The following is a 12424-nucleotide window of genomic DNA, read 5'->3' as shown; positions in this document are numbered from 1 at the left end:
CCTGTCGGATAACTAACGAGTTGTTTGGTAAGAACAAAGCATTTACTTCCTAGCCTACTGAAGTGAATGTGTTACAAAGCTCGGTTACGAGTTAAAACATAAGTCCGGGGTCCCCTTCGTCTAGAGGCCTAGGACACCGCCCTTTCACGGCGGTAACAGGGGTTCGAATCCCCTAGGGGATACCATCTATTTTTTATAGAGAGTGGTTCCTGTCGAATAACTAACGAGTTGTTTGGTAAGAACAAAGCATTTACTTCCTAGCCTACTGAAGTGAATGTGTTACAAAGCTCGGTTACGAGTTAAAACATAAGTCCCGGTCCCCTTTGTTTTTTAGAAGAGAGTGCCTAGGACACCGTAGATGTTAAACGGGAACAATAAGTTCAAATTAATATGTCCGGGGTCCCCTTCGTCTAGAGGCCTAGGACACCGCCCTTTCACGGCGGTAACAGGGGTTCGAATCCCCTAGGGGATACCATCTATTTTTTATAGAGAATGGTTCCTAGCAAATAACTAACGTGTTGTTTGGTAAGAACAAAGCATTTGCTTCCTAGCCTACGAAAGTGAATGTGTTACAAAGCTCGGTTACGAGTTAAAACATAAGTCCTTGTGTCCCCTTCGTCTAGAGGCCTAGGACACCGCCCTTTCACGGCGGTAACAGGGGTTCGAATCCCCTAGGGGATACCATCTATTTTTTTATAGAGAGTGGTTCCTAGCAAATAACTAACGTGTTGTTTGGTAAGAACAAAGCATTTACTTCCTTGCCTACTGAAGTGATTGTGTTACAAAGCTCGGTTACGAGTTAAAACATAAGTCCTTGTGTCCCCTTCGTCTAGAGGCCTAGGACACCGCCCTTTCACGGCGGTAACAGGGGTTCGAATCCCCTAGGGGATACCATCTATTTTTTATAGAGAGTGGTTCCTAGCAAATAACTAACGTGTTGTTTGGTAAGAACAAAGCATTTACTTCCTAGCCTACTGAAGTGAATGTGTTACAAAGCTCGGTTACGAGTTAAATCATAAGTCCGGGTCCCCTTCGTCTAGAGGCCTAGGACACCGCCCTTTCACGGCGGTAACAGGGGTTCGAATCCCCTAGGGGATACCAAATAATTGGTTCCTACCGAACAACTAGCGAGTTGTTCGATATGAACAAAATCTAAATTTCTGTTAGTGCGCGACTGATAAAGTCAGTTGTATCGGCAAAGATTTGGGGCTATAGCTCAGCTGGGAGAGCGCTTGCATGGCATGCAAGAGGTCCACGGTTCGATCCCGTGTAGCTCCACCAATTTACTGCAGATGTTAAGCAGGAACGTGAGTTCAAATTAATATGTCCGGGTCCCCTTCGTCTAGAGGCCTAGGACACCGCCCTTTCACGGCGGTAACAGGGGTTCGAATCCCCTAGGGGATACCATTTTTAATCAAGGTTTATCGAAACTTTGGTTAAAGACAATAAACCACCTCAAGGTGGTTTTTTTGTATCTAAATTTTAGTATTTAATCGAGACCTATATGGTCACCTCGGGTTTAGCAAGGTCAATGTCCTACTTTGTTTAAACTACATTTACGTTAACCGATAATTCACCTTTCACAACGGGGTATCGGTCGTTAATGGTTGGCGGTCTTGCGACATATATCCGGCGTCTGTTGCGCCCTAATGAGATCCAAATTGACGTCTTACTCTCCTTGGCACCCATATGGCCTCGAAGGCCACTGTCTCGGTCAGGTTTTGGGTAAGACAAACCGTTTAACTCATTAATACCATTACCGCTGTTGTGCTTTGATGGACATTTATCTATTTACATTTTGAGTCTATTTACGCAAAAAACACTGTATTACGCCGCCATTTTACATGCCTTATCCATATCAAATGCTTGCCCGCAGCTCATCACCACAAACACCATCCGGGCCATCTTATTCGCCAACGCAACCGTCACTTTGCAGACGGGTTGACGTTGTTTAAGTCTTTGTAACCACTGACTAAGTGAGTCGTCTTTCTTATCACACCAGTTAACCACGGATCTTGCACCATGGATAAGTAACCGCCGGAGCGTTTGATTACCGCGCTTGGTTATCTTGCCGAGCCGATTAGTCGTGCCACTGCTGTATTGTGAAGGGGTTAGCCCTAGCCATGCCGCCAATTGCCGACCATTTTTAAAATCATTCACTTCATTAATACTGGCTAATAGGGTTGATGCCACGATAGGACCAACACCGGGGATAGTTAGCAGTAGAGAGTACAGCGGCATCGCCTGGGCAAGGGCTAATATGTCCTGTGCAACCTGGTCGATTTGTTCATTTAAGTACAACTGAAACTCATAGAGTCGTTGCACAAACCCTCTGGCAACCGTAGATAACTCGTTGTCAGCATCTTCAAGAATGAGCGGAATGGCTAACATCAACTGGCGGCTAGTTTTCGCGACAATCAAACCGTATTCCGCAAGGAAACCACGCAGTTGATTGCAGTTTGCCGTACGATTCTCCACCAAGCGCTCACGAATGCGCAGCAAAGATTGAATGTCCTGCTGCTCGACCGTTTTTGGACGAAGTAGACTCACTTTAGGGCGGCTAGCGGTTTCTCCGATGGCAACCGCATCATTGGCGTCATTTTTATTACCGACCAGCATGGCTTTCACCATTCTGGCGGGGATAAGCTTGACAGTATGACCGAGCTTTTCGATAGTGCGCCCCCAGTAATTAGCACTGTAACAGGCTTCCATCACCACTAATGTTGGTTCGCATTGTCTAAGGGCATTGAGCAATGCAGAGCGGTTGATTTTACGATTAAAAGCAATGGTATTGTCATGATTGAAGGCAGCCACTTGGAAGACAGTTTTTGCCAAATCAATGCTGATGAGTTTATAGTTCATATCGGTCACCTCGAGTCAGATTTTGTGCACCTAAATCATGGCACATTGCGATGCCGAGACCGAGGTGACCATCTCAGCACCCAGTTCATTTGCGAGTCATACGCCTCGAGTTATTTGCCGATTCCGAATTTACCCACCAATCAAACATCCACATTAAGATAAATGATGCTTCGAGAGGCATACTTAGTGCGGTGAAGTCATTCTGTTCAATTGTGTGATAAGCATTATTGAAGTGTTTTCCTGCTTAACCTTGCGCTAACCCCATGGCTAAAACTCACCTTTCAGATTGTTCAATGTATTTGTACTTTGAATACTGCCACTCTTAATGGTGATACTTGGAACCGTTAATCGCGATTTATCTCATATTTCCAACAGCTCAACGAGTGCAATTTGAAGTGAGCTGTTCTCACTTGCCGAGTCAAGTATGCTCATTGTTTCAGTGAATATAAGGGCTTATATGAGGGCAAAGTTTTGAGGGAAGAGGGCAGAATTAGGCGGAAACTTATTTGAGATAAAAAAAGGCGACACTCCTTGCTGAGTGTCGCCTTTCGTCATTTAACTTTTAATTTAGTCTACACCTAAGAATCCACCGGTTTGGTGTGCCCATAGCTGAGCATAAATACCGCCAGCGGCAATAAGTTCTTGATGAGTGCCTTGTTCGACGACTCGGCCTTGATCTAACACGATTAGCCTGTCCATTGCTGCAATGGTCGAAAGTCGATGAGCGATTGCAATTACTGTTTTACCTTGCATTAACTCATATAAACTTTCTTGAATGGCGGCTTCGACTTCGGAATCAAGCGCTGAAGTGGCTTCATCAAGCAGCAAAATCGGCGCATTTTTTAATAAAACCCGCGCGATAGCGATACGCTGTCTTTGGCCCCCAGAAAGTTTTACACCACGTTCACCCACTTGGGCATCTAAGCCATGATTACCGTGAGGGTCACTTAGATCCTTAATAAAGTCATAGGCTTGAGCTTGTTTAATGGCGCTGTCGAGCTGTTCTTCGCTGGCCGTTGGATTGCCGTAAAGAATATTCTCGCGGATAGTACGGTGCAACAGTGATGTATCTTGGGTCACCATGCCGATTTGCGAGCGCAGTGAATCCTGCATAACCGTTTTAATGTCTTGATCGTCAATATTAATCTGACCTTTCTCGACATCGTAGAATCGCATTAATAGATTCACTAAGGTCGACTTACCCGCGCCAGAACGCCCAACTAAGCCAACTTTTTCACCTGCCTTAATATTCAGATTCAGATCTTCAATCACCCCAGTCTGCTCGCCGTAATGGAAACACACTTGGTTGAAATCAATCTTGCCATGGTTGACGACCAGCGCCTTGGCGTCTGGCTCATCTTGGATGATCGTTGTTTTCGATAAGGTGTTCATCCCATCGGTGACAGTGCCGATGTTTTCAAATAACGAACTGATTTCCCACATGATCCATTGTGACATGCCGTTTAAGCGCAGTGCTAAACTGACAGCAATGGCAATGGCACCGATAGTAATCGCGCTGTCAGTCCATAGAGCAATCGCTACCGCAGCAATGCTGAATGCGAGCACATAATTAATGATCTGCACGCTGACGCTGATGCCCGTGACTAAGCGCATCTGGCGATAAACCGTGTCTAAAAATATCCGCATACTCGATTTGGCGTATTCGGCTTCTTTTTGCGTGTGGGCGAATAGCTTCACTGTGGTGATGTTGGTATAGCTGTCGACAATACGGCCTGTCATGGTTGATCGCGCATCGGCTTGCTCGGTAGAGACACTTTTCAGCTTAGGCACAAAGTACCATTGCAGCCCAACATACAGTGCAAGCCAGATGAGCATAGGTATGACTAAGCGCAGATCTGCGCTGGCGATCATCACTAACATAGAAGTGAAATACACTAAAATGTAAACCAAAACATCGAGCAACTTCATCACAGTTTCGCGCACGGCTAAGGACGTTTGCATCACTTTCGTGGCGATTCGGCCGGCAAAGTCATCTTGATAAAATGACACACTTTGCTTTAGCAAATAGCGGTGCGCGAGCCAACGGATCGACATAGGATAATTGCCGAGCAAGGTTTGATGCATGATAAGCGCATGCAGTAATACCAAGATTGGCATCACAATCAGCACCATGCCCCCCATCAGCATTAAGGTCGTGCCTTCGTCTTGAAATAAGGTTTCAGGATTTTTTTTCACAAGCCAATCCACTAATTGGCCCATAAATCCGAACAGGGACACTTCAAGCATCGCCAGCAAAGCGGTCAGCACTGACATTAAGATCAGCGGCAGTTCGTAGCCTTTAGTGTAGTGGCGGCAAAAAGCATAAACCCCTGTGGGTGGCTTAGTCGGTTCATCATCGGGGAGGGCTTCCACCCAAGATTCAAATCGTTTAAACATGAATTAGCTCTATGGTGAGATAAAAAATAGTCGCGTATAGCATATACCCAAACAACCTGAAGATGCAGGATTCAGCGGGAATTTAACGCACTTTAGGCAAGACGGTTATTTGCAGACCTAGTGGATTAAGTTAAAAATAACCAACACGGCATAAAGTGCGTTAAAACCCGCCGGGACGGAGCGCCTAGGGCACTCCACTTCCGTGTTGCATCAATTCAAAAGGTGGCCGACATTCTGTCATTGATGCGCCTTGAATTGAAGCACCCTAGACGCTCTGAAACTCGTATCTTCAGGTAGCTTGGGTATATAAGATTTCATTCCCTAAAAGCATTGAAATGATTGAGTTCCGTTTTCCGCTAGTGCTACATGCTAGTTTTACGTAAAGTAATGAACAAGAAATTAATTGTGAGCGAATATTGTCGGGCGTGATGAAAAATGAGTACAGATAGAGCGTCTGAGAGTGCGATTAAGCGTGATGAAATAGACTCAGTGCATTCACTGGAATCCAGTGCGGGGCTACTTTCTGCGTCTATTTGCCGTGAGGCGAGGATGAGCCGCGATCCGCGTTTTGATGGTAAGTTTTTTGTGGGCGTATTAACGACGGGCATTTATTGCCGTACCGTGTGTCCCGCCGTCGCGCCAAAAGAGCAAAATGTGCGTTATTTTGATTCGGCCGTGAAAGCCGCACAGGCGGGATTGCGCCCGTGTTTGCGTTGTCGGCCCGACAGTGCGCCAGGTTCAAATCCGTGGAAAGGCACTGGCACAACGTTGGCGAGGGCCATTAGTTTAATTGAAGCGGGTGCCTTAGTGGGGAAATCATCGGGAGAGCCAGCGTCGACTGTGACACAATTGGCTGACAGATTAGGGATCAGTAGTCGTTATCTCAATAAGCTCTTTACCGAAGGTTTTGGCACTTCGCCTAAACAATATGCCTTATACAGGCAGTTACTGTTTGCAAAACAACTGCTACATCAAACCCAATTACCTATCACCCAAGTCGCGCTGGCGGCGGGTTTCAATAGTATTCGCCGTTTCAATGAGGCATTTAAGCAAACCTTACAATTGACGCCAACTCAATTAAGAAAGACCGCATTAACCAAAGCGGCAAAGGAGTCCATGATTGAGCCACTAACAGGATTAAGTGAGATTGATACTATGGGTCAATTTGTGCCGCACTATGGATTAACCTTGTATCAGTATTATCGGCCGCCATTGGATTGGGCATCACAGCTAGCATTTTATCGTTTACGTGCGGTAACAGGGATGGAGTGGTTCACGCCGCACATTAGTCATCCACATGCGAGCGATGTCGTTGGTGATGAGGCGTCCGTGGTAGATGAGGCCAAAGCTGGCGATAATGGGCTCGAATATGGTCGCTGTTTTGCCCTAGGTAAGATGCGCGGCACAGTGCACATCATCCATGAGCCTAAGCTGAATCGCTTCAAACTTGCGATTGCTTTGACCGAAGATTCCGCCGTTGATGAGCTGCAATTGCTGGTCACTGAGGTGCGGCGCATTTTAGATCTCGATGCGGATATGCAGCAGATTGAGCAAGGTTTAAGTACACTGCCGAGTTTAGGTTTAACGCCGTTTTCGGGACTGCGCATTCCTGGCGCTGGATCTTTATTTGAAGCGGTTTGCCGCGCCATCTTAGGTCAGCAAGTGACAGTAGTGCAGGCGACTAAGCTACTGAATCTATTGGTTGAAGCCTATGGCGAGCGTTTTAGTCTCAATGGCCGCGAGTATCGATTATTCCCAACACCCGAGGCAATTCGTGATGCGAGTTTAACTGAGCTAAAAATGCCTGGCGCCCGTAAATTAGCCCTCAATGCGCTCGCGGCGTTTATCTGCGAACATCCTGAGGCAAGTGTCGATGATTGGCTTAGCGTTAAAGGCATAGGTCCTTGGACTATAGCGTATGCCAAGCTTCGTGGCTTGGGTGATCCAAACGTGTTTTTACATTCGGATTTGATTGTTAAAAAGCATTTATTGGCCTTATATATCAAGGACAATAAGTTAGATGAAATGGCAGCCGCGGCAGTGAGCTATCCCAAATTGTGCGAGCAGTTGAGTCAACAAATTGCCCCGTGGGGCAGTTACTTAACCTTTCAGCTCTGGCATCAATAACCATCAAGCCGCCTCACATTTAACGGCCAGTTTAAAAAGATGAGTTAGCAGTTCAGTTGAGTACCAAATTAAGATCAAACAAAGAGCAAACGAAGAGACAGATTATGAAACATGCGATTCGTCAATTGAGCCAAGCGCCAAGCATTGCAGAATATCAACCCTGCGCTGTAGATATGTTTATCAGTCCTGCCGGAATATTGCAGTTAAATGCCAATGCCTATGGGCTGAGCCATTTAACGGTTGTCGGCTCGGATCGCACTGAGATTGCGCTTGCCAAGGCGAGTGAGGATGCCCTTAATCAAGCTAAGGCGCATATTCGCGAAACTCAGGCGCAGCTCGCGGATTACTTTGCGGGTGAGCGGGTTGAATTTGATTTAAAGCTCGCGCCCAAGGGCACTGAATTTCAGCGCGACGTATGGCAAGCCTTGCTCAATTTAGATTACGGCCAGAGCTGTAGTTATGGGCAGATTGCCGAGCAAATCGGTCGGCCTAAGGCAGTGCGTGCCGTGGGCGCGGCCAATGGCGCCAATCCCATCGCGATTATTGTGCCTTGCCATAGAGTAATAGGCAAAAATGGCAAGTTAACGGGTTACGCCTACGGGCTTGCGATGAAACAGCAGTTGTTAACGCTGGAAACTGACAAGCACTGCCTCGATATTTAAGCTAGAATAGCCGCCTATTAAGATATTGGTGAGCAGTTAAACTTTCTATGACTCAGGCTTCTTCCTCTGCGGCAAGCTTTGCCCAACTCGGCATTATTGCACCTTTGCTAAATCGACTAACCGAATTAGCCTATGTTTCGCCCACACCAGTACAGGCGGCGACGATTCCCGCTGTGCTCGCTGGGCGGGATGTGTTAGCCGGCGCCAATACGGGATCGGGTAAAACGGCAGCCTTTGCCGTGCCGCTGTTGCAGCAACTTGTTGAAGCAAAAACAGACGATAAGACAGGCGCTTATGTTCGTTGTTTGGTCTTAGTCCCAACCCGTGAATTAGCCCAGCAAGTCGCAGACAGCTTTCTGTCCTATGCCTCGCATTTGAATGGCAAGCTAAAAATTGTCGCCGCGTTTGGCGGTGTGTCAGTCAATGCGCAAATGCAGAGCCTACGCGCTGGTGCCGACGTATTAGTGGCAACGCCGGGTCGTTTGTTAGATCTGTTGTCCAGCAATGCCATCAAACTTAACCGCGTTAGCGCCTTAGTGCTTGATGAAGCCGACCGCATGTTAAGCCTTGGTTTTACAGAAGAATTAGCCCAAGTGCTCGACGCTTTGCCCGCCAAGAAACAAACCTTATTATTCTCAGCAACATTCCCTGAAGAAGTCCGTGAATTAACGGCAAAATTACTGAATGATCCGCTTGAATACCAATTCCAAAGTGAACAAGAAAGCACGATTCATCAACGGGTTATTACCGTTAATCGTCCGATGAAAACCGCATTATTGGCGCATCTGATTAAAGAACATCAGTGGTCACAGGCGTTGATTTTTGTGAGTGCCAAAAATACCTGTAATCATTTAGCGCAAAAGTTGTCTAAACGTGGGATCAGTGCCGAAGTCTTCCATGGCGATAAAGCCCAAGGCGCACGTACGCGAGTGCTCGATGGGTTTAAAAATGGTGAGATCAGTGTGTTAATCGCTACTGACATTGCCGCCCGTGGTATCGATATCGATAAACTGCCTGTGGTGATCAACTTTGATTTACCAAGAAGCCCTGCAGATTATATGCATCGTATTGGCCGTAGTGGCCGCGCCGGTGAAGCAGGCTTAGCTGTGACCTTGATTTCCCATGAGGATTATCACCACTTTGGCGTAATAGAGAAAAAGAACAAGCTTAAGTTAGTGCGTGAGCAAATTGTCGGTTTTGAAGCCGATGATGAAATGCCAGTCGAACTGTTAGAACAAGCTAAACCTGTCGCCAAGCCCGAAGGTATGGGTAAAAAAAAGCGTAAACAGTTGCCGGCTGCCAATGCTGAATTTTGGGGCAAAAAATCTTAAGTCGTTGGAAACAAGCTATTCTTAGCTTATCTCTGGCGTTCCTTGTCATCTCACTTGTCGTAGGTAAGGTTTATGCAACACTTATTCTGGTTAGTTGAAGGTAAAGTCGCAGGGCGCAGTGGTCCCAATAAAGATCCTTGGGATTTGCAAGCGCTTAAAGAGGCCGGTATTGGTGCCATCCTGTCGGTCAATGGGGGCGAAGGCTGCGAGCCGAGCACCTTTAAAAAGCTCGATTTACGTTACGAATGTATTCCCTTTTCGCGCAATGTGCCGCCCCAAGATGGGGATGTGGCGATTTGTGTCGCTCAATTGCCCAAGGCATTAGCTTTTATCCAACAGTGTGAAGCCGATGGCTTACCTGTGGTGATCCATTGCCGTTCTGGTAAGGATCGCACCAGTCTTATCATGGCCTATTACTTAATGGTCAATGGTGCTGCGCCATTACACGCTGTCAGCCAAGTACGCAGTATTCGCGATATCGCCTTTACTGCCGATGGCTGGGATCAATTCGCCTTTGACGTTTTGTACGCATTACAAGACTAAGCCTTTTGTAGGTGTCTCAGGGCCGAACCTATTCATTAATAGGCATAATAGTTTCATTCGTTTGACCTTAGTCATCAAAATTTTACTGTGTTAAGGTTAAGCTATCCGCAGGTTGGTTTTAGTGAGTTATCTATCTAATTATGAAAAGTAAGGCAAGTCAGTCACAGGGATTACTACTGTTTCGGTTATCACAGACGCAAGTGTTTGCCTTAGGCACGTTGAAAGTGCGTGAGCTGGTGCCGTACACACGCCTCAGCAAAATCCCCCAATCTCATCCGACGATTCTGGGGGCTTCAACTATCCGTGGTCATACGATTCCTATCATAGATATGGCGGCGGCGATTGGTTATCGGCCGATTGCTCCTGAAGAGCGGGAAAAGTGCTACATCATCATCACGGATTGTCAGCGGATGATCATTGGTTTCTTGGTGCGCGGTATCGATAAGATTATTGAATGTAACTGGCGTGATATTGAAGCTCCTTCGTCTAGTTTAGGGAGAAATGCCTATTTAACGGGCGTGACACGTTTTGAGGACCAACTGGTACAGTTACTTGACGTTGAACTGTTATTGTCGAAAATCTTCCCCGATGATCCACAGACGAATCGGGCTATTTTGACTGACGTACAACGTGAAAAACTTAAACCTATGAATATCCTTTTAGTGGATGATTCTAAGGTGGCGCGTAAGCAGTTATCCGACGCCCTTGATATGATTAACATTCCTTATCGAGTCACCGCCGACGGTAAAGAAGCGCTAGTCATGATGGAGCAAGCGGCATTGGAACATCACCCGATAGATATTTTGGTGAGTGATATCGAGATGCCGGGACTGGATGGTTACGAATTGGCTTTTGAAGTGCGTGATAATCCACTGACTGCCAAGGCCTACATCATTTTACACACTTCTTTATCCAGCGAAATTAGCGTGAGTCAGGCCCATCAAGTTGGGGCGAATGAAGCACTAACTAAGTTCGATGCCCACGAGTTAATCGACGCTATGTTACGGGGCGCCGATCTCGCCTTAGATAAGCGCTAATCTGGCGCTTGTTAGTTTTTTGTATGCTTTTTGCGGGGCTAGGGTAATTTAGTTAGCTTATTTCCCCGCAAAACTAGACAAGTCCAGTCACATCCTATAAAAACCTTATTGGCCTCATTTCCGAAGGTGCGCGTTGGGGATCTCAACCGAAATATAATAACGATAGGTTAAACCATGAAACAAGAATCATCATTGTTAGCTAAGTTGGCTAATGGCAGTCTCGTAATACAAATCTTTTTGGGGATCATCGCTGGTGTGGTCTTAGCCAGTTTTTCACCGAGTAGCGCGAAAGATATCGCCTTCTTAGGCAGTTTATTCGTTGGCGCATTAAAAGCGATTGCTCCCATCTTAGTCTTTATCTTAGTGGCGTCATCGATTGCTAATCAAAAAAAGAATACTCAAACCAATATGCGTCCCATTGTGGTGCTGTATTTATTCGGCACTTTCGCAGCCGCATTAACCGCAGTACTCCTGAGTTCGATCTTCCCGACTAACTTAGTTTTAGTTGCTGGCGTAGAAGGCACTAGTCCACCACAGGGCATTGGTGAAGTCATCCATACCTTGTTATTCAAACTGGTTGATAACCCAGTCAATGCCTTAATGACGGGCAACTATATTGGTATTCTCGCTTGGGGTGTGGGTTTAGGTTTAGCCCTACATCACGCTACCGATTCGACTAAACAAGTGTTTGCCGACATGAGCCACGGTATTTCACAAATGGTGCGTTTTATTATCCGTTTAGCGCCTATCGGTATTTTTGGTCTCGTTGCGGCGACATTTGCCGAAACCGGTTTTGCGGCGATTGCAGGTTATGCCCAGTTATTGGCCGTGCTATTAGGTGCGATGGCTATTATTGCTTTAGTTGTTAATCCATTGATTGTGTACGTGAAGATTAAACGTAATCCGTATCCGCTGGTATTTCAATGCTTGCGTGAAAGTGGTGTGACGGCGTTTTTTACTCGCTCGAGCGCGGCAAACATTCCGGTGAATATGGCGCTGTGTGAAAAGTTAAAGCTGCATGAAGACACGTATTCCGTTTCTATTCCCTTAGGTGCCACCATCAATATGGGCGGCGCGGCGATCACTATTACCGTATTGACCTTAGCGGCGGCGCATACCTTAGGCATTCAAGTCGATTTACTGACCGCCTTGTTATTGAGTGTCGTTGCTGCTGTTTCAGCTTGCGGCGCATCGGGTGTGGCGGGTGGTTCATTATTGTTGATCCCACTGGCTTGTAGCTTGTTTGGTATTTCTAACGATGTTGCCATGCAAGTGGTCGCTGTTGGCTTTATTATTGGTGTAGTTCAAGATGCAGCCGAAACTGCACTGAACAGCTCAACTGACGTTATCTTTACCGCTGCCGCTTGTGAAGCCGCTGAGAATAAAGCTAAACTGAGTTAACGAGTGCTGTTATTCGTATCGAAAAGTATTATGGAAGCAGTCACTTAGGTGGCTGCTTTTTTTA

8 protein-coding genes and 7 tRNA genes are annotated in these 12424 nt (G+C 46.5%); 13 read left to right on the top strand and 2 right to left on the bottom strand.

Going from position 1 to position 12424, the window contains the following annotated elements; all coding sequences use genetic code 11:
• Positions 1–109: 109 nt before the first annotated feature.
• The 7 genes from Q4Q54_RS15855 to Q4Q54_RS15825 all read left to right on the top strand — a co-directional run bounded on the left by Q4Q54_RS15855 (position 110) and on the right by Q4Q54_RS15825 (position 1407).
• A tRNA-Glu gene (locus Q4Q54_RS15855) sits at positions 110–185 on the top strand.
• Between the two features lie 214 nt (positions 186–399).
• Positions 400–475, top strand: a tRNA-Glu gene (locus tag Q4Q54_RS15850).
• 133 nt (positions 476–608) lie between these two features.
• Positions 609–684, top strand: a tRNA-Glu gene (locus Q4Q54_RS15845).
• Positions 685–818: 134 nt separating this feature from the next.
• A tRNA-Glu gene (locus Q4Q54_RS15840) sits at positions 819–894 on the top strand.
• A gap of 131 nt (positions 895–1025) precedes the next feature.
• Positions 1026–1101 (top strand) — tRNA-Glu (locus tag Q4Q54_RS15835).
• Positions 1102–1205: 104 nt separating this feature from the next.
• Positions 1206–1281: transfer RNA gene (locus Q4Q54_RS15830), tRNA-Ala, on the top strand.
• A 50-nt stretch (positions 1282–1331) separates the two neighbouring features.
• Positions 1332–1407: transfer RNA gene (locus Q4Q54_RS15825), tRNA-Glu, on the top strand.
• 420 nt (positions 1408–1827) lie between these two features.
• Here Q4Q54_RS15825 and Q4Q54_RS15820 read toward each other — a convergent pair.
• Together Q4Q54_RS15820 and Q4Q54_RS15815 are read right to left on the bottom strand one after the other, a co-directional pair.
• Entirely contained in the window at positions 1828–2862 is a 1035-nt protein-coding gene (locus tag Q4Q54_RS15820) for an IS110 family transposase (RefSeq protein ID WP_311988937.1), read from the bottom strand.
• Between the two features lie 567 nt (positions 2863–3429).
• Entirely contained in the window at positions 3430–5259 is a 1830-nt protein-coding gene (locus tag Q4Q54_RS15815; protein ID WP_311988936.1) for an ABC transporter ATP-binding protein, read from the bottom strand.
• Between the two features lie 435 nt (positions 5260–5694).
• On the opposite strand from Q4Q54_RS15815, the gene Q4Q54_RS15810 reads away from it, so the two are divergent.
• The 6 genes from Q4Q54_RS15810 (at position 5695) to sstT (ending at position 12360) form a co-directional block, all read left to right on the top strand.
• Positions 5695–7386: an Ada metal-binding domain-containing protein gene (locus tag Q4Q54_RS15810; protein ID WP_311988935.1), complete on the top strand. Its 1692-nt coding sequence runs from the start codon at positions 5695–5697 to the stop codon at positions 7384–7386.
• A 104-nt stretch (positions 7387–7490) separates the two neighbouring features.
• A complete protein-coding gene (locus tag Q4Q54_RS15805) occupies positions 7491–8048 on the top strand; it encodes a methylated-DNA--[protein]-cysteine S-methyltransferase (RefSeq protein ID WP_311988934.1) in 558 nt (185 codons plus the stop codon).
• A 47-nt stretch (positions 8049–8095) separates the two neighbouring features.
• Positions 8096–9379: a DEAD/DEAH box helicase gene (locus Q4Q54_RS15800; protein ID WP_311988932.1), complete on the top strand. Its 1284-nt coding sequence runs from the start codon at positions 8096–8098 to the stop codon at positions 9377–9379.
• A gap of 72 nt (positions 9380–9451) precedes the next feature.
• Positions 9452–9922, top strand: coding sequence for a dual specificity protein phosphatase family protein (locus tag Q4Q54_RS15795; RefSeq protein WP_006082288.1), 471 nt, complete (start codon positions 9452–9454; stop codon positions 9920–9922).
• Positions 9923–10062: 140 nt separating this feature from the next.
• Entirely contained in the window at positions 10063–10959 is an 897-nt protein-coding gene (locus tag Q4Q54_RS15790; RefSeq protein WP_311988931.1) for a chemotaxis protein CheV, read from the top strand.
• Between the two features lie 174 nt (positions 10960–11133).
• Positions 11134–12360: a serine/threonine transporter SstT gene (gene sstT, locus Q4Q54_RS15785; RefSeq protein ID WP_006082286.1), complete on the top strand. Its 1227-nt coding sequence runs from the start codon at positions 11134–11136 to the stop codon at positions 12358–12360.
• The last annotated feature ends 64 nt before the right edge of the window (positions 12361–12424 follow it).

Origin of the sequence: Shewanella sp. SP2S2-4 (genome assembly GCF_031932025.1) — a bacterium.
In the GTDB taxonomy this organism is placed as follows: Bacteria; Pseudomonadota; Gammaproteobacteria; order Enterobacterales; family Shewanellaceae; genus Shewanella; species Shewanella baltica.
This window is presented reverse-complemented; position numbering and strand designations above follow the sequence as displayed.

Coding starts and splice junctions, on each gene's coding strand:
- sstT (WP_006082286.1), top strand. CDS start 11,134: ATGAAACAAGAATCATCATTGTTAGCTAAGTTGGCTAATGGCAGTCTC.
- Q4Q54_RS15820 (WP_311988937.1), bottom strand. CDS start 2,862: ATGAACTATAAACTCATCAGCATTGATTTGGCAAAAACTGTCTTCCAA.
- Q4Q54_RS15800 (WP_311988932.1), top strand. CDS start 8,096: ATGACTCAGGCTTCTTCCTCTGCGGCAAGCTTTGCCCAACTCGGCATT.
- Q4Q54_RS15790 (WP_311988931.1), top strand. CDS start 10,063: ATGAAAAGTAAGGCAAGTCAGTCACAGGGATTACTACTGTTTCGGTTA.
- Q4Q54_RS15810 (WP_311988935.1), top strand. CDS start 5,695: ATGAGTACAGATAGAGCGTCTGAGAGTGCGATTAAGCGTGATGAAATA.
- Q4Q54_RS15815 (WP_311988936.1), bottom strand. CDS start 5,259: ATGTTTAAACGATTTGAATCTTGGGTGGAAGCCCTCCCCGATGATGAA.
- Q4Q54_RS15795 (WP_006082288.1), top strand. CDS start 9,452: ATGCAACACTTATTCTGGTTAGTTGAAGGTAAAGTCGCAGGGCGCAGT.
- Q4Q54_RS15805 (WP_311988934.1), top strand. CDS start 7,491: ATGAAACATGCGATTCGTCAATTGAGCCAAGCGCCAAGCATTGCAGAA.